Origin of the sequence: Flavihumibacter petaseus NBRC 106054 (assembly GCF_000974785.1) — a bacterium.
Classification (GTDB): Bacteria; Bacteroidota; Bacteroidia; order Chitinophagales; family Chitinophagaceae; genus Flavihumibacter; species Flavihumibacter petaseus.
Map to the genome: position 1 here is coordinate 55,884 of NZ_BBWV01000003.1, position 23,710 is coordinate 79,593.

Sequence of the window (23,710 nt, forward strand, 5' to 3'; positions counted from 1 at the left end):
TAAATTTGTTCACAGCATCAGGGAAAGACCGCAACATGGAATACCAGGCAAAATACATTACTGAAGACATCAAGTTGTCCTGTTACCAGGACAAATTCTTCAAATCGGACATAATATTTGATCAGCATATGCTGGTCTGGTTCCTATCCGGTGAAACAAAAATAGTGCGCACAGGCGGCACCCAGATTTTTCAGAAGGGTGATATCTTCCTCATCCCGCGCAACCAGCTGGCGACAATCATTAATTATCCCAAAGATGGTTTCCCGCACAAAACAGTTGTAATGCACCTGACGACCGGTTGGCTCCGCAACTTTTATTCGAAGCTGGACGTCCGCCCGGCAGCAATAGATTCGCCCGGCATCCGCCATTATGCCCATCACCCATTGCTGGAAAGCTGCCTCTCTTCGCTTTTGCCGTATTTCGACATGACAAGCCTGCCACCGGATCTCGCCAATCTGAAAATCACTGAAGCCGTTACGATCCTGCGTTCCATTGATTCAACAATCGATAATATTCTCGCGAATTTCGAAGAGCCGGGAAAAATTGATCTCGTGGACTATATGGAAAAGAATTTCATGTTCAATATGCCGCTTGAAAAATTCAGTTACCTGACGGGAAGGAGCCTGACAACCTTTAAACGGGATTTCAAGAAAGTCTTTTCGAGTACACCGCAGCGCTGGCTCACCCGGAAACGCCTGGAACTTGCGCACTACCAGTTCGCGGAAAAGAAGATGAAACCCATCGATGTGTGCTACGAGGTCGGCTTTGAGAACCTTTCTCATTTTTCTTTTGCGTTCAAAAAACATTTCGGGTATGCGCCATCGGAATTGCTCGCAGGAAAAGGCTAGTTTGCCCGCAAAGCGCTGCGCGCTTTTTAATTTCACGCAAAGCACGCCAAGGTGCAAAGGCGCAATGAGGAATATTTAGTTTTCGTTACTCCGGGTTGTAATCCGTCAAAGCCAACTTCTAAACAATTAAAATAATAAACAATTGAACTATTTCTAGTGCGGTAACCGTTCCCGGAAATAGCCATAGGTCCACGTGCCGGCAATGGCACTCAGCAATACCACGATCACTACTGTAACCCCTGTTCCGATCTGGGCGAAAAGCGGGCCGGGACAAGCACCGGTCAATGCCCAGCCGAGGCCAAAGATCAGTCCGCCATAGATCTGGCCCTTGTTGAATTTTTTGGGGTGAAACACGATCTCCTCCCCGTGAATGGTTTTGATTTTGAATTTTTTGATCAGCCAGATGGAGATCACGCCCACTATTATTGCTGTTCCGATCACCCCATACATATGAAAGCTTTGAAGGCGAAACATTTCCTGTATGCGGAACCAGCTGATGATCTCCGCCTTGAGGAACACGACGCCAAACAGCATGCCTACGGCCATGTATTTGAAATTGTACCACCAGGGATGTTGTTTTTCCGATTCATTGATACAAATTGTATCCTGTTGCCTGATGGTATCCTGTTGACTGATAGATTCCATTGTGATTGTTTTCAGATAATTTACAGATGCAGAATATAGGGCAGGAGCAGGTTTGCCATGATCAGTCCACCTGCCATGAACATTACGGTTGCTACCAGCGATGGCCATTGGAGGTTGCTCAGCCCCATGATCGCATGACCCGATGTACAACCGCCGGCATACCGGGTGCCAAAACCTACCAGGAAGCCGCCGCCTACCAGCATGATCAGTCCCCTCACGGTGAACAGGCTGCTCCAGGAAAAAAGCTCACCGGGCTGTAAGCCGCTGTGATCGATGATGCCATACCCCGCCAATTCCCTTTCCAGTGCGGGGTGGATTACTACCGGATCCGGATTTGGGATCAACTGTATGGTCAGTATGGCACCTGCCAGTATTCCGCCGACAAAAAAGAAGTTCCATATTTCCTTTCTCCAGTCGTACTGGAAGAATTTGATGCCAGCCGGGAAACAGGCTGCACAGGCATGACGCAGGTTGGCGGAAATGCCAAAATGTTTGTTACCCAAAAGGAGCAGGGCGGGTACGATAAGCCCGATCAGCGCACCGGCCACATACCATGGCCAGGGTTGTTGCAGAGTTTGAAGCATGTATGATAATTAAGAACGCAAAACTATTGGTGTCGTCTTTTGCCCCGGGAGCGGCGGTGCCGGGGAATTGAACAGGTTCCTGTACTACAACCAGCATTGAATAGTCCCATTACGACCAGGAAGATCCCTGCGATGCCGGCAATAGTCTCCCTGGTGATCAGGGCATAGACTATTGCAGCAATGCCTGTTGCAAGTCGCAATATGCGCATCAGGTTCCATCCTTTGGTGATCAGGGCTTTCATAAACGGACTGTTTTATTCTTATAGAGTGCTTTGACTTCTTCGAGGCCACCGCCATTATATACCTGGTCATATCCTTTTTCCTTTAATTGTTTGGCAGCCAGGCCACTCCTGTATCCGCTTTTGCAATAAAATACCACGGGCTTATTGCCGAGGTCAACGATCTCATTGATCCTTTCTGAAAGGTCCTGAAGCGGAATGTTCAGGGCACCGGGAACGTGCCCGGCAGCAAATTCTTCCTTCGTTCTCACGTCCACAAATTGTGTAACGCCTGCTTTTGCAACTGCATTTCCACCCTGCAGCCAGGCATTCATGCTGCCTGAAAAATTCAGGATATTGGTATACCCGTGTTTTGCCAGGAGGGAATACCCGATGGTAGCGCGATCGCCCCCCTGGCAGTGAATTACCACCTTTTTATCCTTGCTGACCAGGTGAAGGTTATTCAACAGGTTTCCGATAAAAAGATGCCGGGCGCCTTTGATGTGACCGGACTGGTATTCAGTGGCGCCGCGGAGATCGATCACATCAATATCTTCTTCCCCGTAATACAGTTCTTTAAACTTGTCCAGTGTGATCACCGGTTCCTGCTCCAATTCACCTCCGGCTGCTTCCCATTGCTGAACGGAAGGGATATAGCCCAGGATATTGTCCAGCCCGATGCGCATGAGTTTGCGGGTCAGGTCGTCAAGGTTCGCAGGATCCGCTATCAGCATAAAAGGCGTTTCATAATCGAGAAACCATCCGGCCCAGGTGTTGAATGAATTGTTCCCCTGGATATTGATGCTGCCCGGAATATAGCCAGCCGCAAAGGCGCTCTTTTCCCTGGTATCGATAAGCGGAAATCCTTGCTCCATCGCTGCGTTCACTTCATCAATACTCAGTTCCCGTATAGCAGGAACCTCCGTCAGTAATGGACGGTTGATCTTGTTGAGTTTTTTCATCATCGCGAAATAGCGGGGCGGTTCGGGTTGATCTTCCAGCAGGTATTTGACGAATCCGGCTTCATCCTCTTCAAAACGGAAAGCCCAGTTCCGCTCCAACTCATATCCCGTCGTAGTGGAGGGTACAGCACCCAGTGCTTTGCCGCAGGCGGAGCCTGCACCGTGGCCGGGCCATACCTGCACATAAGGGGGTAATGCACTGAATTTTTTAAGGGAAGCAAACATCTGGCGTGCGCCGGGTTCCTGTGTACCCGTGAGGCCTGCAGCTTTTTCCAGCAGGTCGGGCCTGCCGATATCACCTACGAACACGAAATCGCCTGTAAACAACATGACGGGTTCCTCACTTGCCGGTATATCTGTCAGAAGAAAGCTGATGCTTTCCGGCGTATGTCCGGGTGTATGCAACACATCGAACCTGAGGTTACCCAGTTTGACACTGCTGCCGTCTTTAAGACCGATATGATCAAATTCGTATTGCCAGTCTGGTCCGCCTTCATCAGAGAGATACAGCTTTGCACCGGTGAGGGCAGCCAGTTCCCGCGAACCGGAAAGGAAATCGGCATGTATATGCGTTTCAAAAATGTGGGTGATCTGCATTTTCTGCTCTTCAGCGATCTTGAGATAAGTGTCCACATCCCGTTTAGGGTCGATTACTGCCGCCACGCCGGCTTGCTGACAACCGATAAAATAACTGCCCTGTGCCAGGCTTTTATCATAAATGTGCTGAAAATACATAGTGTATTGTTTTACTGTTCCACAAAGATGGAACATGCATTTTCGCCCATCAGTGATCTTGGTCACATAACAGCATGATCAGGGTTTCGTCCATTCGAAGGAATTGCGGTGGGAGATGAGCCAGCCATTCTTTTCCATTTTTTTCATCAGGCGGCTGATCACTTCCCGGGAAGAATTGAGGTCAGTTGCGATCTCCTGGTGGGTCAGCTTCACCTGCCGCCCCATTTTCTCCACCTGTTTTTCGATATAGGACAACAGGCGTTCATCCATATTCCGGAAGGCGATATCGTTGATCGTGCGCAGCAGTTCATCGTAACGCGCCCGCCAGGTGCGGATCACGAAATAGTGCCAGCTTTTGTATTTCCCCAGCCATTCATCCATATACTGAATCGGGATATTCAGCACCACCACGTCCGTTAACGCTTTGGCTACCACCTGGCTGTTTTCCTGCCGGTAGGTACACACCATCGATACGGCACAGGCTTCACCGGGTTCAATATCGTACATGAAGAATTCATTCCCTTCCTCGTCGTCCTGGTAGAGTTTGACGATGCCATCAAGCACCAGCATCGTCGACCGGATGGTTTGTCCCTTGCGCAGCATCTGCGTGCCGGCCGGGATCTCTTTTATATCGGCGTACTGCTCCAGTTCTTCATAAAGTCCTTCTTCAAGTCCGGGGAAAATCTGCCGGATGGGATATCTTTCTTCCATACTGTTAATTTACCAAAATTCTGTGGGTGACTTTTATCACCCACTGCCACAGGGATGTGCGGCAACTTTGATGAAAATTACATCATGCATCTTCTTGGATATATTGCCTCCCTGTTGATCGGTATCTCGCTTGGACTAATCGGCGGTGGCGGATCGATATTGACGATGCCGGTAATGGTTTATCTTTTTGGCATTTCACCGGTAACGGCAACTTCCTATTCACTTTTTGTAGTTGGTTCCACCAGCCTTGTCGGTGCTGCAAAGCAATACCGTCAGGGTACTGTAAACATCAGGATGGCTTTATTGTTCGCTGCTACATCAGTGGGGGCCGTTTTCGCCACCCGCAAATGGCTGGTTCCTGCGATCCCGGAGCAGATCGCCACCATCCGTGGCTTTTCGATAACAGAAAGCTGGCTGACCATGGTACTGTTTGCCCTGTTGATGGTGATCTCTTCCGTTTTTATGATGCGGGGGAATAATAAACCAGTCACGGAAGCGGCGGGAAATCCTACAACCCATGAAAAAAGCGGCCAAAAGTTCCCGGCAGGCAAGCTGATCTTATTTGGTACATCGATCGGGTTCGTTACAGGAATGCTCGGCGCAGGCGGCGGTTTCCTGCTGATCCCCGCGATGGTGTTATTGCTGCACCTTCCCATGAAGGAGGCCGTTGGCACTTCACTGCTTGTGATTGCACTGAATTCCCTGATTGGGTTTACCGGGAACCTGCATCAGGACAGCATCAACTGGCAGTTGCTGTTTGTCGTAACCGGGCTCGCTATTGCTGGCATCCTGCTGGGTAGTTTTCTCAATAGTAAGATTCCCGCAGGCAGACTGAAAAAAACTTTCGGGTGGTTTGTGCTCATTATGGGTGTTTATATTTTGTATAAAGAACTGATTTTCGCGATGGGGTAGGCGCTGGCTGCCGAAGCGCGCCACGCAAAGGGGCAAAGGCGCAAAAAGGTTGGAAAAATTGATCCCATATTTACAGGAAGTATTGCTCCTAAGCAAACTACTATACCAATAAACTTCCAAACTTATAAACAATCAATACACCCGTTTGCTTGTCCAGGTACCGCTGCTATTTCCTATATCCCATTTGCCTGAAATATTCTCTCCGCTGGTTTGCCCTGTTAGATAATATTCATTGTACGATGAGATCAGGATATCGTTGCCGGAAACAATCCCGGTGAAGGCAATGGTGGATGTGTTGTTTTGTTCAAATAATCCTCCTATTTTATTGTTGTTGAGCACCATGAAATAGGTTTCTGTTGATGAAAAACTGGTATAAGTAGTTTCGTAACGTTTTACCATGGCGTCAGACGTTTCTTTGGTGATTACCGTTTTGACAAAAGGATAATTTTCTAAAACGAATTCTTCAATAGCTGCATAATTTCCATCAGCAGAAACGTAGAGTTTAAAGTAACTATTTGCGTTATGGAAAACCAGCACGCAAGGCTGATCTTTCAACAGCAGGTCTGTGGTTGTAAAGAGATAAGTAACATTGTCGATTATTATTTTTGCCGATACTTTGCCGTCATTCATGAGGTTAATGTCTACGATGCCGTTCGGGCGACCAATTACACCTTTATAGACACCGTAGTTGCTGTGGTCGTATTCTGCTTTAGCTGTTGGGGCTTGTGGCAGGTTCGTACCGGGCTTGTCTTTTGAGCAGGAAAAGAACAGCAGGGTGCAGGCAGTAAGACATGCCAGGAATTGTTTTCTCATGGTATAAGGTTTTGCAGGTTTTATGAACCTTAAGGTGATAAAAAAAACGCGTTTTTAAAAGGCTTTACCGGATCTTAACTCCATTTTGGCGATCCTACGCACCCGACTTCAGGTCGCAACGCCCCCTTCTTCTCCAAACGAAGCCTCGATATCGTCGATCATCTCTGCCGACTGTGCCGCCGGCAGCTCCTGTACCTTCCGTAGTTTCTTCTCAATCGCCCGCGTGCGTACGCCCGCCCTGTCGATCACATTGCTAGCCTCCTGCAGCTTTTTCTGCGTTTTGTCCAGGATTTCGCCAAAGGCAGAAAACTCCGTTTTCACTGCTCCCAACAGGTCCCACACTTCGCTGCTGCGCTTTTCGATCGCCAGCGTCCGGAAGCCCATCTGGAGACTGTTGATCAGCGCGCTCAGGGTGGTTGGCCCGGTGATGGTGATCTTGTATTCCTTCTGCACCTGCTCAAATAAGCCGGGCGTTCTCAATACCTCTGCATACAGGCTTTCAAAGGGGAGGAACATGATCCCGTATTCTGTTGTATTTGGGGGATCAATATATTTCTCTTTAATGTCCCGCGCATTTTTGATAATGCCGTTACGGAACGACCTGCGCAGGCCCTCGAGGTTTTCTGCATCGCCCTCCTCGTAGGCATTGATCAATGCTTCATAGTCTTCCCTGGGAAACTTTGAATCGATCGGCAGCCAGAGCGACTTCTGCGTATCTTTTCCGTTGGGCATCCTGATCGCAAACTCTACCAGGGCGCCGGAACCTTCCTTAGTCTTCACATTCTTTTCATATTGCTCATTCGTCAGCAGGTCTTCCAGGATATTCAATAGCTGGTATTCGCCCAGCACGCCCCTTGATTTCACATTCGACAGCACCTTCTTCAGATCACCGACATTGGTCGCCAGGTGCTGCATATCCCCGAGGCCCCTGTGTACTGCTTCGAGCCGCTCACTCACAAATTTGAAAGACTCTCCCAACCTTTTCTCCAGCGTATCATGAAGCTTTTCGTCAACGGTCTTGCGCATTTCATCCAGCTTCTTTTCATTGCCTTCCTGCATACTCTTCAATCCGGTTTGCAGCGCCGTGGTCATGCCGGAGATCTTCTCCGTGATGGACGCATTCTGATTGTCCTGGCTCTTCGTCAGGTTGTTGAAGTTTTCCCGCTGCCGCTCGTGGAAGTCCTTCAGCGCACCGGATAATTCTGCCCGGCTTTCCTTGTTTTGTGTCGCAGCGCTTTCTGCGCCCTCCTTTAATTTTTGTTCGATAGTGGTGATCAGCAGTACCTGCTTTTCATCAAACGACTTTGTCAGGGCGCCCAGGTTCCTGGAAAAAGCTTCCAGCTGGTTTTGCTGCGCCTCATTGGTTGCGCCAAAGGACTTCGTGACCACTTCAGAAAATACGCCCAGCGACCTGGTCAGCTCCTCTCTTGATTCGCGCAGGGCAGCATTACTTTCAGTCCGGTTTGTGGCGATCTCTGTCCTGACCACCTGTTCAATTTTTCCGAGGTCGGCTTTAAGGTTATCGACCGTGAACTTCAGATCCGTAAGCCGGCTATCCGGCTTGGGCTGCGCTGCCCTGAAACTGAAGTACGCTACGACGGTTAGTATAAATAAAATCAGAACCAGTAATATAATAGTCGTTTCCATCGTCAAAATTTAGTAAAGGTGTCGTCTGTTTGTTGAATCCGGCTGCAATGTCTTATTTTGATAAATGAGTTTTGAAAAGTCGTCCTGAAGCCGTTTCGTTTCTGTTGGTGAGATCTCCTGCCGCTGAAACGCAGACAGGGCAATTCTCAGCTTAAATGCGGAATAAAAGTCATCTGGGGCAAAGCTTCGTCTTAGCCAGCATGGAGAAACCTCTACTTTGCCAGCATGGAGCACATACCGGTAATTGTCGTAGATCGTGATAGTCTTGGTGACTCCGCCAAACCATGGTTTCCATAGGTTTAAGGTAACCGGGTTCGCCGTACAGGTTTTATCCAAATACTCATTCGTCTTGTACCGAGTGTCAACAAACTGAGTTTTATTTTGAAAAAGTTCATTCAATTGTTTTGAGAAATCGCAACCGTGATCGTTTTCGTTCAGGGTCATGGAGTCGCAATGCATATTCAGAAAATCTTCCGCGCTGATAAAAAGCGAGAACAGGTATTCAAAATTGGAAGTGTCCTTTTCGTTTGCAGTGACGAAGCACTGAATGAGGAACCCAGCTTGTTTTTGGGCAAAGACCTGATGCCAACTGCCCGTTAAGATAACAGATAGAATGACCAGTTTCCTGAGAAAGTTGTATTTCAGTATTTCCAGACCTTCCACCACTTAGATTTTCGTTCTGCCTCTCCGGCAACTGTCGCCGTGGCAATGCTTATGTTTTTTTTCTTACCGGGGTCAGCAATTGCTTCAATAAGGTCAAGCATCTGGTTGACCCGCCGGTCAGCTTCGTCTTTTGTGATGCCCTGGTAATAATCTTTTACAAACGGATGGTCAAATGATTCATGTGGCTCAATAACGGGACGTAAGTTTCCTTTTTGGGTGAAGACATTCATGGGAATCGAAGAGTCGAAATTGTATCCTGGTATCCCATTGCATAACCAACCGAAATAGGTGGTTTCGTGGTTATCATTGTTAAAATTGGCAAGGTAATCATCGTAACTTTTCTCGCTGAGGGAAACCCACAAGCCATAGTTGAGGTCCTGGCAGGAATAGTTGACCTTTTGATTCAAAGAACAACGTATGAAGCGGTCTGTCTGAGCCGGGTGGTGAACAATGCAAAAGTCACCCTCCAGCCTGGCAATTGTTTCCCTGGCATCCGGCGATAAACAGTCGTAATTGTCAGGAGAGGAGAAAGCAAGGGAAGGCCATTCTTCGTGTTCCTTTCCGCAGCAACTGCAGGTAAATTTGATGGATATGTTCACCGGGTTAAGATAGAAAATTCAGCATATTAAGACGAAATTTCTAATTTGACCTCGATTCGTTTAATTGTCAGCTATGAAAATCAGCCTGCTTGCTTTTGTCCTTGTATTACTTCAGACAGAATTATCTGGTCAGATCCCTGAGAACCAGGATTCAGTTATTGCCATTTATAACCGGGCTATGTCCGGGGTGGGGGAGAGCAGCAAGTATCAATATACTTTGAAGTTCAGATTTGAGGACGATGGTCGTACGAAGAAGAAATTTCTGGTTACAAGAGAGATACGTTATTTGGCCTAAGCGTGACCCGCGAGCAATTGTTGCGGGGAGGGGATATTGTTTTTGGTACAGTTGACGATTTCGCGGGAAAACGGTTGAAATTTAATATTGATAATAATTTTAGGCAAGAGGTCTGGGATACCAGCCCATCCTATTCAATTATATTGAGCAAAGACGCAATCGTTGTTCCTGGACCAGATCCTCAACGGAATACAAAACCACAACTGAAATATTGCATTTTCATATCTGGCTATTTGGTTTCTTCACACTATTACTTCAGCAACTGAACACCGACCTCGCGACTTTTTCCCTCTGCGCCTCAGCTCCTCTGAGCCCTGCGAGAAAAAAAATCCTGCGGGAAAAAAAAGGCGCGTATTACCGCCCTCAATTCACCTTTTGTGAAACCTGGATAAAACTCAGCTGCAACTGGATCAGCCGCTTCCAGAACTGCGCCCTTTGCACCCTGTAGGGAAGTTCCCGCCGGTCATCAGCTTCCTCCTCAAAAAACACGAACCCAAGCGGTTCAGCTGCATCATCCAGCGTGATTTCCAGTCGTACCCGGCGGAAACCACGCGTACCTTCCTGCTGTTCTTTGATCACCCGGCAAAACAGGATGTTACTGGTATCGACACAGGTTTCCCAGGTTACGGCATTCCTGTGAACGACCATCACCAGTTTACTGAAATGTTTGTCGATGGCGATCAGCCTGTTTCCGAATACATCAACATCTGAGATGGAGAGTGCATGTCTGGCCGTAATGCTGTGATAAACCTCCCTGACGGCCTTCATTCCTTTTTTTCTCCGTTGGACGAATACAGACCTGAAGCCCAGCCAGAAAAGGAAGGGAGACAACACAAGAAATATGACTAACAACAGGTGCATCCCTATTCATTTTTTACTTCGAGAATGGTGAATGTCTTTTTTCCTGCCGGAACTTCCCATTGCACCTGCTGCCCTTTCCGGAATCCGAGCAGTGCTGTTCCGACAGGCGCCAGTACCGAGATTTTTCTTTCACGGATATCCGCTTTATCCGGAGTCACTACTGTAAATTCCATTGCCTCCTTCTTTCCCTCCATCTTCACCTTTACCCGTGAATTGATCTTCACGACATCACGCGGAAAATCAGCTTTGTCAACCAGCTGTGCACGTTTTAATTCTTCCTGCAGCGCCGCAATATTGCTGCGGTCAAATGATTTGACCTCGGTGCCGCCCTTCAGATAGAAAAGCAACAGTTCGTGGTCATCACTGGTAAGCAGTAAGTGTTTTTTTACAGCGGCTGGAGTCTTTGCCTTGTTTTTCATGATCGGTATGTTTGATGTGCATTTTGCTTTGCTGAAAATAGGTTTGCCTGAACGGGATATATAACCGCACAGGCTTTTGCTGGCCATTACTGAACATTGCGAGCATAAGCAGGGGCACACTGACAACGAGTGCCAGGTACCATTTTTCATTTCCGGTATATGCTTCTCTTATAATGATGCTATTGATTATGACCAGCAGCAACAGGATGATGCCGCTTACCCTCACAGAACTTTGGTTTTGCATGAGAATTCCCTTTGCAGCGGGCAAAGCCATGTTGTTGACCGCTGGTGAACAATTGCAGTTGCAGAATCAGTAATTATTGATGAAGACCCCGGTCAGGTGAAAAGCAGAGACCGGGGACTAGAAATGAAAGTCCTTGCAGGTTGGAAAGAAATAAATATTTGCGTGCCGTGCTGACATGGCATGAAGGTATCAAAATAGGTATGCGAAAGATGCTTCAGAATTGTTAAACGCAGGGTTTAATTAGCTTTTAATCAGCAATAGGCGCCAAGAGTACTGCATTCTCTACCTGCTCCATTACTTCCTGCAGGGCAATTGCATAGGGCTCCACCAGTTCGCGGCCGACAGAGCCATCTTCCCCTGCTACAGCATCCCACAAACCGGAACGATGCCAGTTTTCCATTTCATTCCAGTCGGGACGGTCGATGACGGGGTAAAGGCAAATGCCCCACAGAGGTAATCCATGCTGCAGCGCAACCGCAGCTTCTTTTCCGACATACCGAATCCAATCGGGGCGATCAATTCCGGGATGACTGGTTTCTGCTAACAGCAATGGACAATCGTAACGCAGCCAGGCTTCCAGCATCAGGTCACTCATTGAACGCCAGCGCGGATCGCAGGCGGTGTTCACCCAGGGCAGGCAATCATCGGTACCTGCTATCAACTGGTTGTTGTGATAATAATTCACCCCCATTATGTCGAGCAGGCTGCGGTTGCCACCCAGCTCCGGACAAATAACGCCGCACAACATATCGACTGCCTGGTATTGTAATGCATGTTCAAAGGCAGCCTGTTCCATTTGCTCCGGCGTTGCGTCACCACAGGGTACCCTGTTGATCAAAGGCTCCGTGGTAAGCAACCTGACTCCCGGATCCACCTCCCTCATGGCATAGATTCCTTCTATATATGCACGCATCAGGGCATACTTTACTTCCCATCCCTGCCCGACGCAATATGGCACTGTGCCCCGTACATCTCCCCCGAGCCATGAGATAAAACTTACTTCATTGATCGGCACTACAATCAACGGCCCGTCTGGTTCGTTCGAACGATAATGTTGCACAAACGCGCGGCACAAAGCGGCGAAACGCCGGGCAAACATGGGATGCAAAGGCGAAAGATCATCAGGAAATCCGAAATGGCACATGTCCCAGACCTGTTGCACGCCCATCTGCCTTCCCGTATGGATCATGGCCGTCACCGTCGTCCAATCATACCGGTAGGCCCGGCGCTCCACTGCACTCCAGCAAATTCCTTCCCGTACTGTCCTTATTCCGAAATGGGTCAGGTCACGGTAGTCCGCCACCAACCGGTCCTTATGACCCGATAGCCGTTGGAGGTTAACCCTGTTACCAAATGCATTGAGGATGTCGGCACACTCATAGCCGCCCATCCAGAAACTTCTGAAAGGATTGTTTTCCATATGGTAAATCGATTTTTGGCATCAAATTTTATCTATACATTCTGAATCAACAGTTCATTTATGGCTTTCCACCCGTCAGAATCAATGTCTTCCATCGAGGACGTCAACAATACTGCCGCTTTTAGTCCACAAAGCGTCATCGAAATCTCCCCTGCGGCTACGGAAGAAATTCCACAAGGCAGTGCGTTTTGGCAATTCCGCTTGTCGGCCCATGAACTTTTTTCCCTCTTTACGGCAACCATCATCAGGAAGAACGTGATCTTCACACGCTAGCTGCTTACCAGTTATGAAAAGACAGTCCGTAACTTTCCTCCGTAATAACATCTTTCCAGTTTTCGATCAGTTGCTTATAGGCTTCTCCGACCGGCATGATCTTCCGGTCGAGGTCGTATAAGCCGAGTTCGTTCACGATGCCGGCATCTTCACGCAATGCCGAGTCCCAGTCCACCTGGTGTAACAGGCTGTACCAGGTGAATCCGATCACCGGAACGCCGTCATGTTTGAGGCGATGCACATTCGCCCACTGCTTCAACAACCATTCGCGGCATGCAGGCATCCGGATATTGGTCTCCGTATGCATGATTGGTAGTTTATAGCGCCGGTAATACTGGCTGGTGATAACATAGTAGCCAAAGATCTCTCCCGAGGCCTGTGTGGAACCATCCGGGTGCACGAGGTGTTCATTTGTTACATAATAGTCGTTTCCCATCACGCAATGCGCCTTCACCTGGTTGTCGGTAAACCAATGATACTCTTTGCGCGTCATGCCATTTTGCAGCAGGTACTCATACATCGTTACATTGAGCGGGTAACCATAGGTCAGGTCGAGCGACAGAAATCTTTTCTGGTTCAGAAAGCGGGCAAGCGGCAATGCTGCCGGATCAATAGCATGATAAAATTCTGATGACTCACTCTGAATAAAGGTTGCGTCCTGCTGTACGCTCAGTATTGCCTGCATTGCCAGCACATTTGCCTTACACAGTATTTTCAAGGCATTCACAAAAGCCTCATTCGATTGCAGCCGCTCGTTCCACCAGCCATACCGTGCGGAGAACATGGCGGTAACAAAGATTTCGTTGATCGGTGTATACAACCGCAGGTCCGGGAAGCGCCGTGCAAACGCCGCAGCATAGTCTGCAAATAATTCCGGGAAATCAGGGTTTTGAAAATTTCCGATCCAGTCAGGAACGCCGAAATGACACAAGTCGACGATGGGTGTAATGTTGAGATCTCTCAGGTACGCAAAGGTCTCATCCGCAAATGTCCAGTCGTACCTGCCGGCACCCAGGTGGGTTCTGTAGTAGGGCGGGCCGTACCGCAGGAACTCAATCCCCAGGGATGTGACAAGTTCAAGATCCTCTTTCCACCGGGCATAATGCCCCGTCTTTTCCATTTCATCCACCCGCTTCTCGCTGCCATCCGGCAAAAGAATAGTGGGATAGCTGTTCTCCATTCCTGTAGCGAACATGAATTTATTTCCTGGCATAGTTGCTACGTTAACGGTTCAATGACGGCCATTGGTGACGGCAGGTACCGGTACAGGGCGCAACACGGTTTCCTTTTCCTGCGCCATGATCTTTTTGAACAGGGCAAGCGATTGCGCCACCACCTGGTCCATATTGTAGTATTTGTAAGTTGCCAGCCTGCCGGTAAAATAAACGTCATTCAGTTCTGCAGTCAGGTGCTGGTATTTCCGGTACAGCTCGGCATTTTCAGGCCGCGGTACAGGATAATAGGGGTCACCTTCTGCTTTGGGATATTCATACACTACCGAAGTCTTCGGATGGTGCTGCCCCGTCAGGTACTTGAACTCTGTTACGCGCGTATAGGGGTGTTCATTGGGATAATTGATCGTGCCCGTTGACTGAAACACCTCCGTTTCATAAGTCTGGAATTCAAATTCGATAGAACGGTAAGGAAGCTTTCCGAAGCAATAATCAAAGTAGTAGTCGACCGGCCCCGTGTAAATCATCTTTTTAAACACGATGCTGTCCTCCACTTCCTTGTAGTCAGTATTGATCATCACCTTGATGTTGGGATGATGCAACATGTTTTCAAAAAGCTTCGTATAGCCCTGCGCCGGCATCGCCTGGTAGGTATCGGTGAAATAGCGGTTATCGCGGTTGTGCCGCACGGGAATCCGTGCTGTTACTGAGGCATCCAGTTCAGAAGGATCGAGATCCCATTGTTTTTTGGTATAGCCTCTGAAGAATTTCTCGTACAATTCTTTACCGACCTTGCTCAGCACCACGTCTTCCGAAGTTTTCACCCTGTCTATTTTTACCGCTTTCGAATGCAGGAAGTCCTCCACCTCACCGGCACTGAGCCGGAGGCCGTATAGTTCATTAATGGTATTGAGGTTGATCGGAACTGGCACGAGCATGCCATCTACGCTTGCCAGCACGCGGTGTTCATAGGGGCGCCAGGCAGTGAATTGCCCGAGATAGTCAAAAACTTCTTTGCTGTTGGTGTGAAATATATGCGGTCCATACTTGTGTACAAGGATTCCTGCAGGATCATAATAGTCAAAAGTATTCCCGGCTATGTGATTTCTCTTATCCACTACCAACACTTTCCTGCCGGCGCCAGCCAGTCGTTCAGCCATGACTGCTCCTGCGAACCCGGCTCCCACAATCAGATAATCAAACATATGCTTCTCTTTTTTCTTTAAGGTTGATGAATTTGTTGTTCAGGGTGGACTGTACCAATGTTTTCATTTCCTGCAAGGTTTTGTCCCACGACATACCGGCAAGAAAAGCATCGGTCTTTTTCAGCCAGGCACTGCGTTCCGCTGGTGTTGCCTTTAAGATCGCTTCTGCTGCCGCTATAAAGTCATCGGCGGTATCAGCAATCGATACCAGCCCGTTGGTTCCGTACACACTCACCACGTCTTTTACTGAAGTGGAGATGACCGGCTTTCCACCGGCAAGGTATTCGGGGGTCTTGGTGGGACTGATAAAGCGGGTCGATTCATTCAGTGCGAAAGGCAGCATGGCAATGTCCCATCCAGCCAGGTAGCGGGGTAGTTCTCCATAACTTTTTCCGCCCGGGTAATGCAGGTTGGCATGCCGGGGCAGGGTTGATGGGTCGATCTTTACGACAGGACCCAGCAGGATGAAATGCCAATAGGGCTTCCGCAAAGCCAGTTCATCCATTAGGGCAATATGCAGGCGTTCATCGATCACGCCATAGAAACCGATCCTCGGGTGCGAAATGGCTGCCTGGTCTTCGGGATCCTGCTGATCGGCCCTTGCCTTTCCAAAGTGGGCTTTATCGATACTACTGGGAAAGGGATGGATATTGGCGTGCAGGTGTTTTTTCGCTTCGTACAGGCTTTGTCCCCCGGTAAACACGATATCTGCTTTTTCCAGTAGCAAAAGTTCCAGTGCTTTAAGGGATTCAGGGGCATTAAGGAAAGCAGATAGTTCATCCATGCAGTCGTAAACGGTAAGAACTGGTTCCAGGTGATCACTGAATTCCAGTGCGGCGGGGGTATAGTACCAGCCGATGAAATTGTTGATGTTGAAATTCCGGATCAGCTTGTCCACGAGGATACGCTGAGTTTCAATTATATCTACCCGCGACAATAGCGGTTCAATATGCAGTTCTACGATCCAGAGGTCAGTAGTAACATCTTTGGAAGTTTCGTAGTGGCTGTCGCCCGGAGCGGCATCGAACAGGGGTTCTTCCACAACGAAAACACGACCATTACGGGCAAAGCGGCTCAACAGGTGCTGCGGGCGTTGATAAACAAAATTCCATCGCAGGTGGCAAAAGCAAAGCAGATCCGGAAACATAGCTTAATGTTTGGGGTAAATAATATACAGGTACAGTTACCCTACTGCCTGCAAATAGCATCCCCCTTCGAATCTGGTGATGATTGTCGCTGAAGTGTAGAGAATCAGAGTCGCTCGATGCAACCGGGGAACAATACGGGCGATTTTGTGGTTAAAATGCCAGCAAACCACGGCTAAATCGGTTATTTGCCTGGGTCTCTGCTTTGCGGGGCGCCAGCGCCCTTACGTGAAAAGGCTCCGTGTGAAACCCCGTCTACCCGGACTGCTCATCCGCATGCTGTATCAGCCAAAACTTTGACATCGCCAGGCTAACGAATAATCCTACCAAACACCCAAACACCACTTCGCCAATCTTGTGCAGTCCGTGCTGGATTCCTGCCACAGTAGCCCCTCCCTTTATACTCGCGGCAATCACGATCGCTGCGGTGATCGGCGCCTGCCGCCACATCGTCTTGACACGCACCAAAAAAGCGGAAACCAGTACCGTAGTGCCGAGTGCGAGCGGAAGCAACCATTGTTTGGCCCCGCCGATCAGCAGGAATGAAAAGCCGACAGCACAGCCAACGACCACATTGATCAGTCTTGCCCGGAACATCTTGCGGGCCTCGGCAGGCTCCGGATCGGATGCAGCCACCATCGAGGCAATCGCCCAGATGGGATTGGAATCGCCGATCAGTTTCAAGGTTGTCCAGGTGATCCAGGTGGCAATGGCAACATTCACGGCAAACCGAAGCGCGATAATATGTTCGAAAGAAAGGCCAAGCCGTTTCATCAGGGCCTCAGCCTTTGGAGATGGTCCTCTCGCCATGACTATTCGTTGGATTTCGGCGGATTGCCCAGGAGCCTGTACACCACGCCGGTCTTGGTGGCGTTCAGGGCCATCCAGTCTTTCGCGGCAAACTGGAGCGCCAGGAAAAATGCTTCGGCGCGCTTCATTGACTCCCTGTCGAGTTCCCTCCGGTCTTTGAACTTAAGCTGGTAGGCAAATTCTGCGATCAGTGGCCGGTGTTCACCACGGGTCCTCCAGATACCCACATTCGCCTTCGCCGTGTGGCCATTCCCGAAATCCAGCATGCAGATATCCTGCAACACCTCTTCTATGATGGCACCATTCACCAGGTTGATCCTTTCGCCCGGTTCTTTTTTCAGACTTGCCAATACGGGGAAAACCTCCGAGATGGCATCAAAGGAAAGCACATCGCTTTGCGTTACGTTCTTGCGCGGAAACTGGACATTGTTCGAATAAAGGATGCGGATGCCACCGAGTTTCTCCTTCAGCGGCAACACCTGGCATTTGAACTTCACTTCATAATCGCCCTGGATCTGCGGCCGCACATCAGTTTGCGCTGTTTTCTGCAGATCTGCGTTTCTGAATTTGAATACAATTTCGGGGTCACCTTCCGGGAAGCCGTTGACATAAGTTATACGGCGGCGCACGATAAAGGAATTATTGTATAGCCGGCAATCTTCCGTATCAATGAAGATGATCTCCCTGATCTTGGTAGGTGCATCCACATAGTTGCTCATGTTAAAGCCAACGCCGTGTTCCGCAGCCGGCGCTTTAATGACCCTCGCAAAATCAAAGAGACTTTCCCGGGATATGAACCGGTTCGGTTTCAGGATCAGTTTAAAAGCCAGGTAATTGAAGTCGGGATAGGGGAGACCATCCGCATATAGTCCAGGCTCGATCTGCGGGATCTTTCCCACCCAGGATGCAGCATCCGGTTGTCCGTTTGTGGGAGCTTTTTTCTTACCGGTCTTTGCCGCTTTTATCGCCTTTGGCGGCGCTAATGTCTTTCCCATGTTGATTGATTAGAGGTGGGTGAAGTAAAGGGCCGGATGGTGATTTTCACTCCTTATAAGTTACAATTTACTTACCGGCACTTCAGCATTTTACTGTTAAACAATCAGGATCATACTGAACAGGAAGAACTTATCAAGTCTGAATTTGCCTTCGCGCACCCGCCGGATTTTTTTTAACTTACAGTAACTAAACGTATTCTACTATGGACTTCCAACTTGTTAGTGGCAGGCCGGATACGATCGATCACCTGGTCTTCACCACCACCTTCACCCACAACAACATCTTCTACAAAGCCGCACTCGCCGAAACCATTTCGTGGGATGGCCGCGTCACAGGCACATACGATGTGCTGCTGCAATCCGATAAAGGCACCCAGCGCCTGACCCTGCTTCACAACGGCCAGCACTGGATGGCCGGGAACGAAGTGGAACAAATCGGCGTTGTGCAGCAGGGAGTAGTGGATATACTCGGGGATGCGATTATCGGTATCCGTAATTAGTGAATTAGAGTATGATCTGCAGCTGGAAAATACCCTGCCAGTTGCCCACGCCTACAGGTGTCGCCCATTGTAAAACCATTGAACGGCGCCACAGTAAAACAGTTTTCCGATTTTGAAGGTCTTGCCGGGGCCGCCGCCTACCGGCACCAGCCATTTGTCCGACGTGGCAAGCCAATTGGCAATGATCGTCGCATTGCTTTCCACAAACCATCCTTTGGGCAGGTTATAGTAGCCAACATATTGCAGGCTGAAGGAGTTGACTTTGTTCACACCCTCGCCCCCCAGCGACCAGTAATTCTGCGCCACAATACCGCCGGTAATTTTATCGCCTGCATAATACAGCAAACCTGTTGGCCCAAGTGCTACCCTGTTGCTGCCCAGCACAGCATTGGTCCGGGTGGGGATCTGAACAGCCGGGCCGAGTCCCCAGGAGGTTTTGCCCGTCTTCTTAACCGGTGAAAAATAGCCATTGAAAAGGATATTGCCCATGCCCCCTTCCTTTGAACCGCCGGGTTCCAGCGGTGGAATGCTTTGAAATGGAATGATGGTATAGGTGATCAGCTTCACGTGTTTTCCCAGCCGGAAAGGATAGACTGGTTGAACGGAAAAGGAACTTGCTGTTCCTTCTCCCACCGGCAACAGAATTTCCTGGAGGAAAATACTGCGCAATCCTTCCACAGGGTTTTGTCGCTTTTTACTCATTTCTTCTACAGATAATCCAGCTGTTGTATCTGATTGTGCGAAGGAATATTGGCAAAACCCTGTTGTCAGTACAATCAGGTAGAAAAACCGGTACAATGTTTTCAACGCGGGCACGGTCTATTTAGCTTTTTCAAAATCACCCGGGAACCAGGAGTTATCGATGGCTTTTTCGGTAGGTCCGTACAAACGCAGGATCGCGAAATATCCTTTTCCCGGAATAGTTTTAAGCCAGTTGGCCGTTTTTCCCTCCGGGGCCTGCGGGCCAATGTACAGGTCGGTAGATCCATCGGCATTCGGTACCGGTTTGTCCCGCGACCCCAGGGATGGAAAGGGTTGTCCATTGTCATACCCGGAGGCATTTTCTGATTCGTATAAAGTCAACGACCAGAAATTGGCTGCCGGTACATTGGGCGGCAGGTTAACCTTGTTGTTGGCAGAGGGATCCAGATAATCGCCTTCTTTATCGCGAAAGGCAACCACATATTTGGCGCCCTTACCCGGTGTTTGCGATGCCATACCGGGGCTCCAGGAATAATAATCGGAGAAAAACCAAATGCGCGTATTCAGATCCATATAGCCGCCCTCTTTCCGTTGCCAGGAGAGGTTTTTGGTAAACGGCCCGGAAATATTGTCGGGTGTAGCGCCTGTCATGGGGTTAACCCATTGCCGGTTAGGATACATGTAAAATGAACGGCCGCTGACAGTATCGCTGAACGCAATCATACGGCTCATTTTATAGGCTGTCCGGGCGGCTTTATCCAGGATATCTTTGTCTGCCACAGCCGGGCTGAACGGCTGACCTTTAATAATACCGATGCCTGCCAGCATTCCCATCCAGTCGGGCGATCCGATATTGGCAGGTTCTTCGGAATCAACCAGGCGTTTTAACTGTTCGAATGCCGAAAAATCACGTGCCGGCAGCATATTGGCTGCAATACCTGATCCATCGGGATATTGCATGGGCCTGGCCGTTTTCTCTTTGCCCAGCGGATAGATCTTTACTTTCTCCATCAGCGACACCGCAGGCGAAAGATCAGTCGGTACCTGGTAAAATGCCCGCAGGAAAATGAATACGTTATTGGTGGCAGACCTGTACACAAAGTAGCCCTTTGGCGCTTTTCCCGTATAGCCGGGGGGGAGGATCAGGAATTTTCCACCCTTACCTTCATCCGGACCAAAAAAACCGACGTCGCCAAAGTGCCTGCCATCGTCAACAGGAATGGGACGTTGCCAGAAATCAAGCAGGATCCCCTGCAACATGGGTGGCGCATCAAATACCATCGGACCATCTTTGCCCACATCAATATAGCTCATCGCATAGATAACATCAGAGTTGGGAGTTGTGACCAGCGTTTTGGCGTCCAGCCTTTTTTTCCAGACCGGCAGTACATGATAGCCTGCACCAAATACTTTTTCTGACCCTTCTTTCATGCCCAATGTATTCACCAGCGGCATGGCCCAGAGGTAAGTCTGGCAGGCCCGCTGAAAAAGAAGCTGATCTTTCAGGAGTTTCGATTGTGCTGCCGTTGGCCGGTTGGTCTCGAACGGAAGCGCTGCCAGTTCCGAAAAACCGGATGACATCGTGCTCACTGGCGCTGTTTCTGTAGTTGTACCTGAAGTTTTTTGTTCAGGAGTCGTGTTATTACAGGAAGCAAATAGTAGTACTATTATTGCTGCCCACAGTGAAATTTTCATATATAGTTGCTGTTGATAAGTTGATCGTGGGGGGGTATTTCACTCCTTTAAAATTGGTCAGCGTCCAGGATTTGCCAAAGAATGCTTCGGTCGGCCCGCTGAAAATCCAAATCGTCATATAGTTTCTGAACGCTTTCCGAAGTGGGGTAGCCACTCTCAAAGGAGAGCTTGCCAACCGGCGTTTCAATGGTGCCGTCCTCCGGAAGCTCGTCGCCTGCCGGCCGGTTTCCGGCTGCCAGCAAGGCCAGCGCGAGCAGGGGCGGTAAAAGTTTTTTCATTGTACAGGGTTAACTGAATGAACCATGGACAGTTCTCACCTGTCGGTTTCGCCATAATAATCTTTTGTTCATAAAAAATCCTGATCCGGGCTTTTAGCCCCGATCAGGAAAATCACCTTAACTTGTACAGCCAGTGCAACCGCTATGCAAGCTGAAACATTACTGAAACAACACCTGCTCAAATTCTGTACGCTGACCGACGAACAGTTTGCCTACATATATTCTCACTTTCGACCGCACTCATTTAAGAAGGGCCAGGTAGTCATCGCACCCGGGGACACCGTTGACCGGGAACATTTTGTAGTCAGCGGTTGTATGAAAACCTACTATACCAACAATGACCTTAAAATCTTTATCCTACAGTTTGCCATGCCCACCTGGTGGGCGTCCGATTATAATTCCCTGCAGAACAAAGTAAAAGCAACCATTACGGTCGATTGCATCACTGATGTGGAAACGCTTAGTCTGAACAATGCCGACAGGGAAAAGCTATGTGATGAGCTGCACCAGTTCGAAAGGTTCTTCCGGCGCCGGTCCAACAAGGGATATGTGGCAGCCAACAAAAGACTGCTTTCCTTTATGAACAACGATGCGAAAGGGCGGTACGACGACCTGATGCGACTCTATCCGGAATTATACAATATCGTACCGAAGCAACTGATTGCAGCCTACCTCGGCGTTTCAAGAGAAACCCTCAGCCGTCTTGGACAGAAAAAGCATGCCTGACATTTGCCGGCATCTTTATGCGCCATGGGCATCCGCTGAAATTTCCTTCCATGCATTCCATTCTGCCCAGCGTGAGTCATAAGTCTGTTTCACGAAAGGATAAGCCACCCTCCCCAGGAACAGTCTCAACGGGGGATTGTCACTGTCCACCAGTTTCAGGATGGCAGGAATAGTTGCCAGCGGGTCACCATAAAAATCAGGCGTAAAACTGGCAAACAGGTCGGCCTTCACTTGTTCGTAATGCGGCAATGCATCGGCATGTACGGCTGAACCGCCACCCCAATCAGTAGAGAAGGCATTCGGTTCTACCAGGCTCAGTTTAATGCCGAAAGGCGCAACCTCCGGCACCATGGATTCCGTCAGTCCCTCTACCGCAAATTTCGATGCATTGTACAAGCCCAGGATCGGAACAGTAGTAATGCCGAGTACGCTGCTCACCTGGATGATATGACCGGATTTTTGCGCACGCATAATGGGAAGCACAGCCTGTGTTACCCACAACAACCCGAAGAAGTTTGTTTCAAACTGGTCGCGGGCCTGTTGTTCTGTTGTTTCTTCTACTGCACCAAATAAACCAAAACCGGCATTGTTGATCAGTACATCAATTTTTCCGAAATGCTGATGACCTTTGTTCACTGCTACAAAAACAGCATCGCGGTCATTTACATCGAGGCGTACAGGGAGAATATTTTCTCCATACTGCTTTACTAGATCATTCAGGCTATCCAGGTTGCGCGCTGTGGCAATTACTTTGTCGCCACGTTTCAGAAAAGCCTCGGCCCAGATTTTCCCAAATCCTTTGGAGGCACCGGTGATAAAGATTGTCTTTGACATTTTTATAAGATTTTGTGTTGATGAAATTTTGTCGTTGACAACACAAAGTTGATACAGGAAAAGGAAGTAAGGCTGTGACTTGCGTCACATTCAAATGCAACGGCACTTTATGTGATCTATGTCACACCGCTGCATATTTTTTCCGACAATGAATCCTTCTTTTGCGCAATAAAAGGCTCAAAATGCGTAATACTTTTTCTTAATACTATGATAATTTTCCCCCTACATTTACATGCAACTTTCCGCACAACTTTGCGCAGCCATTAAAACCAGTGAAACATTCAAACGTCATAGCGGTCAGGAACGGAAGTCATGAAGCATACTTCCAGGTCTTCAATGACTATCATGCGCGATTGTATCAATACATCCATAAGTTTACCGGTTCCGCCTGGCTCGCCGAAGAAGCCGTTCAGCTCACGTTCATCAAGCTCTGGGAAAAACGGGAAAGCCTGTCAGAAGAATATTCCATGTCTACCCAGCTCTTCCGCATGTCGAAATGTATTGTGATCGACCTGTTGCGAAAAGAAAAATTGCGGCAGACCCAGGAACTGCAGGACATTTTCGCCATGGAAAATTCTATTTCGGACAGGCTGGTGCAGAAAGATGAACTTGTGCATACCTTATCCGTGATCAGGAACCTGCCGCACCAGAGCCGCCGCGTGTTTGAACTGAGCCGGATCGAAAATCTTTCGCATAAAGAGATCAGCCATATGCTCTCCATCTCTCCCAAAACGATCGAGAACCATATTACCAAAGCGGTCAAATTCATCCGCCAGAGCCTGAGTATCTTTTTTTAAAT

Annotated in this window: 29 protein-coding genes; 7 read left to right on the forward strand and 22 right to left on the reverse strand. The window is 48.9% G+C overall.

Annotated elements, in window-relative coordinates:
• Positions 1–5: 5 nt before the first annotated feature.
• Positions 6–848 (forward strand): helix-turn-helix domain-containing protein, encoded by an 843-nt coding sequence (locus tag FPE01S_RS15585; RefSeq protein WP_245624011.1) that lies wholly within the window; start codon positions 6–8, stop codon positions 846–848.
• Between the two features lie 153 nt (positions 849–1,001).
• Here the strand turns inward: FPE01S_RS15585 and FPE01S_RS15590 are convergent, their stop codons facing one another.
• The 5 genes from FPE01S_RS15590 to FPE01S_RS15610 all read right to left on the reverse strand — a co-directional run bounded on the left by FPE01S_RS15590 (position 1,002) and on the right by FPE01S_RS15610 (position 4,703).
• Complete coding sequence (locus FPE01S_RS15590) at positions 1,002–1,493, reverse strand: DUF6691 family protein (RefSeq protein ID WP_046370003.1); 492 nt, start codon at positions 1,491–1,493, stop codon at positions 1,002–1,004.
• A 20-nt stretch (positions 1,494–1,513) separates the two neighbouring features.
• Positions 1,514–2,077 carry a YeeE/YedE family protein gene (locus tag FPE01S_RS15595; RefSeq protein ID WP_046370004.1) on the reverse strand — a complete coding sequence of 188 codons (564 nt, stop codon included), beginning with the start codon at positions 2,075–2,077 and terminating at the stop codon, positions 1,514–1,516.
• Positions 2,078–2,100: 23 nt separating this feature from the next.
• On the reverse strand, positions 2,101–2,319 hold the full coding sequence (locus FPE01S_RS15600) for a hypothetical protein (RefSeq protein WP_046370005.1): 219 nt from the start codon (positions 2,317–2,319) through the stop codon (positions 2,101–2,103).
• Complete coding sequence (locus FPE01S_RS15605; protein ID WP_072054005.1) at positions 2,316–3,992, reverse strand: MBL fold metallo-hydrolase; 1,677 nt, start codon at positions 3,990–3,992, stop codon at positions 2,316–2,318. Before FPE01S_RS15605 ends, FPE01S_RS15600 begins: the two co-directional genes overlap by 4 nt.
• Positions 3,993–4,070: 78 nt before the next feature.
• Entirely contained in the window at positions 4,071–4,703 is a 633-nt protein-coding gene (locus tag FPE01S_RS15610; protein ID WP_046370006.1) for a Crp/Fnr family transcriptional regulator, read from the reverse strand.
• A gap of 84 nt (positions 4,704–4,787) precedes the next feature.
• Between FPE01S_RS15610 and FPE01S_RS15615 the strand changes: the two genes are divergently transcribed.
• Positions 4,788–5,615 (forward strand): sulfite exporter TauE/SafE family protein, encoded by an 828-nt coding sequence (locus tag FPE01S_RS15615; protein ID WP_083990335.1) that lies wholly within the window; start codon positions 4,788–4,790, stop codon positions 5,613–5,615.
• Between the two features lie 132 nt (positions 5,616–5,747).
• Here FPE01S_RS15615 and FPE01S_RS15620 read toward each other — a convergent pair whose 3' ends face one another.
• From FPE01S_RS15620 to FPE01S_RS15635, 4 genes are all read right to left on the reverse strand, one after another.
• On the reverse strand, positions 5,748–6,428 hold the full coding sequence (locus FPE01S_RS15620; protein WP_046370008.1) for a hypothetical protein: 681 nt from the start codon (positions 6,426–6,428) through the stop codon (positions 5,748–5,750).
• A 108-nt stretch (positions 6,429–6,536) separates the two neighbouring features.
• Positions 6,537–8,075, reverse strand: coding sequence for a DNA recombination protein RmuC (locus FPE01S_RS26255; protein ID WP_046370009.1), 1,539 nt, complete (start codon positions 8,073–8,075; stop codon positions 6,537–6,539).
• 9 nt (positions 8,076–8,084) lie between these two features.
• Positions 8,085–8,738, reverse strand: a complete 654-nt coding sequence (locus FPE01S_RS15630; RefSeq protein WP_157474059.1) for a hypothetical protein — start codon at positions 8,736–8,738, stop codon at positions 8,085–8,087.
• Positions 8,717–9,337 (reverse strand): DUF2199 domain-containing protein, encoded by a 621-nt coding sequence (locus tag FPE01S_RS15635; RefSeq protein ID WP_072054006.1) that lies wholly within the window; start codon positions 9,335–9,337, stop codon positions 8,717–8,719. The genes FPE01S_RS15630 and FPE01S_RS15635 overlap by 22 nt, the downstream gene beginning before the upstream one ends.
• Before the next feature lie 73 nt (positions 9,338–9,410).
• Here FPE01S_RS15635 and FPE01S_RS15640 point away from each other — a divergent pair, with 73 nt between their 5' ends.
• Positions 9,411–9,632, forward strand: coding sequence for a hypothetical protein (locus FPE01S_RS15640; RefSeq protein WP_046370011.1), 222 nt, complete (start codon positions 9,411–9,413; stop codon positions 9,630–9,632).
• Between the two features lie 363 nt (positions 9,633–9,995).
• On the opposite strand, the gene FPE01S_RS15645 is transcribed toward FPE01S_RS15640, so the two are convergent.
• From FPE01S_RS15645 to FPE01S_RS15660, 4 genes are all read right to left on the reverse strand, one after another.
• Positions 9,996–10,493 carry a hypothetical protein gene (locus tag FPE01S_RS15645; protein ID WP_157474060.1) on the reverse strand — a complete coding sequence of 166 codons (498 nt, stop codon included), beginning with the start codon at positions 10,491–10,493 and terminating at the stop codon, positions 9,996–9,998.
• Between the two features lie 2 nt (positions 10,494–10,495).
• Positions 10,496–10,912: a GreA/GreB family elongation factor gene (locus tag FPE01S_RS15650; protein ID WP_046370013.1), complete on the reverse strand. Its 417-nt coding sequence runs from the start codon at positions 10,910–10,912 to the stop codon at positions 10,496–10,498.
• Entirely contained in the window at positions 10,854–11,156 is a 303-nt protein-coding gene (locus FPE01S_RS26015) for a hypothetical protein (protein ID WP_169749179.1), read from the reverse strand. Before FPE01S_RS26015 ends, FPE01S_RS15650 begins: the two co-directional genes overlap by 59 nt.
• Before the next feature lie 247 nt (positions 11,157–11,403).
• Positions 11,404–12,576, reverse strand: a complete 1,173-nt coding sequence (locus FPE01S_RS15660) for an amine oxidase (RefSeq protein WP_046370015.1) — start codon at positions 12,574–12,576, stop codon at positions 11,404–11,406.
• Between the two features lie 60 nt (positions 12,577–12,636).
• On the opposite strand from FPE01S_RS15660, the gene FPE01S_RS15665 reads away from it, so the two are divergent.
• A complete protein-coding gene (locus FPE01S_RS15665; RefSeq protein WP_046370016.1) occupies positions 12,637–12,849 on the forward strand; it encodes a hypothetical protein in 213 nt (70 codons plus the stop codon).
• Between the two features lie 4 nt (positions 12,850–12,853).
• Here FPE01S_RS15665 and FPE01S_RS15670 read toward each other — a convergent pair whose 3' ends face one another.
• The 5 genes from FPE01S_RS15670 to FPE01S_RS15690 all read right to left on the reverse strand — a co-directional run bounded on the left by FPE01S_RS15670 (position 12,854) and on the right by FPE01S_RS15690 (position 18,176).
• A complete protein-coding gene (locus FPE01S_RS15670) occupies positions 12,854–14,062 on the reverse strand; it encodes a family 1 glycosylhydrolase (RefSeq protein WP_046370017.1) in 1,209 nt (402 codons plus the stop codon).
• 18 nt (positions 14,063–14,080) lie between these two features.
• Positions 14,081–15,226: a UDP-galactopyranose mutase gene (glf, locus tag FPE01S_RS15675; RefSeq protein ID WP_046370018.1), complete on the reverse strand. Its 1,146-nt coding sequence runs from the start codon at positions 15,224–15,226 to the stop codon at positions 14,081–14,083.
• The gene (locus tag FPE01S_RS15680; RefSeq protein ID WP_052955889.1) at positions 15,219–16,373 is read right to left on the reverse strand and encodes a glycosyltransferase; all 1,155 of its coding nucleotides are present in this window, start codon (positions 16,371–16,373) and stop codon (positions 15,219–15,221) included. Before FPE01S_RS15680 ends, glf begins: the two co-directional genes overlap by 8 nt.
• Before the next feature lie 253 nt (positions 16,374–16,626).
• On the reverse strand, positions 16,627–17,181 hold the full coding sequence (locus FPE01S_RS15685) for an FUSC family protein (protein ID WP_083990292.1): 555 nt from the start codon (positions 17,179–17,181) through the stop codon (positions 16,627–16,629).
• A gap of 2 nt (positions 17,182–17,183) precedes the next feature.
• On the reverse strand, positions 17,184–18,176 hold the full coding sequence (locus tag FPE01S_RS15690; protein WP_217998227.1) for a hypothetical protein: 993 nt from the start codon (positions 18,174–18,176) through the stop codon (positions 17,184–17,186).
• 203 nt (positions 18,177–18,379) lie between these two features.
• On the opposite strand from FPE01S_RS15690, the gene FPE01S_RS15695 reads away from it, so the two are divergent.
• On the forward strand, positions 18,380–18,676 hold the full coding sequence (locus FPE01S_RS15695; RefSeq protein WP_046370020.1) for a hypothetical protein: 297 nt from the start codon (positions 18,380–18,382) through the stop codon (positions 18,674–18,676).
• Positions 18,677–18,727: 51 nt separating this feature from the next.
• Here the strand turns inward: FPE01S_RS15695 and FPE01S_RS15700 are convergent, their stop codons facing one another.
• The 3 genes from FPE01S_RS15700 to FPE01S_RS15710 all read right to left on the reverse strand — a co-directional run bounded on the left by FPE01S_RS15700 (position 18,728) and on the right by FPE01S_RS15710 (position 21,351).
• Positions 18,728–19,378, reverse strand: a complete 651-nt coding sequence (locus FPE01S_RS15700; protein WP_169749180.1) for a hypothetical protein — start codon at positions 19,376–19,378, stop codon at positions 18,728–18,730.
• Between the two features lie 117 nt (positions 19,379–19,495).
• Entirely contained in the window at positions 19,496–21,073 is a 1,578-nt protein-coding gene (locus FPE01S_RS15705; RefSeq protein WP_083990293.1) for a DUF1254 domain-containing protein, read from the reverse strand.
• A gap of 47 nt (positions 21,074–21,120) precedes the next feature.
• A complete protein-coding gene (locus FPE01S_RS15710; protein ID WP_046370022.1) occupies positions 21,121–21,351 on the reverse strand; it encodes a hypothetical protein in 231 nt (76 codons plus the stop codon).
• 144 nt (positions 21,352–21,495) lie between these two features.
• Between FPE01S_RS15710 and FPE01S_RS15715 the strand changes: the two genes are divergently transcribed.
• The gene (locus tag FPE01S_RS15715; protein ID WP_046370023.1) at positions 21,496–22,077 is read left to right on the forward strand and encodes a Crp/Fnr family transcriptional regulator; all 582 of its coding nucleotides are present in this window, start codon (positions 21,496–21,498) and stop codon (positions 22,075–22,077) included.
• A 15-nt stretch (positions 22,078–22,092) separates the two neighbouring features.
• Here the strand turns inward: FPE01S_RS15715 and FPE01S_RS15720 are convergent, their stop codons facing one another.
• Positions 22,093–22,911: an SDR family NAD(P)-dependent oxidoreductase gene (locus FPE01S_RS15720; protein WP_046370024.1), complete on the reverse strand. Its 819-nt coding sequence runs from the start codon at positions 22,909–22,911 to the stop codon at positions 22,093–22,095.
• Between the two features lie 272 nt (positions 22,912–23,183).
• On the opposite strand from FPE01S_RS15720, the gene FPE01S_RS15725 reads away from it, so the two are divergent.
• Entirely contained in the window at positions 23,184–23,708 is a 525-nt protein-coding gene (locus FPE01S_RS15725) for a sigma-70 family RNA polymerase sigma factor (protein WP_052955890.1), read from the forward strand.
• Positions 23,709–23,710 lie beyond the last annotated feature (2 nt).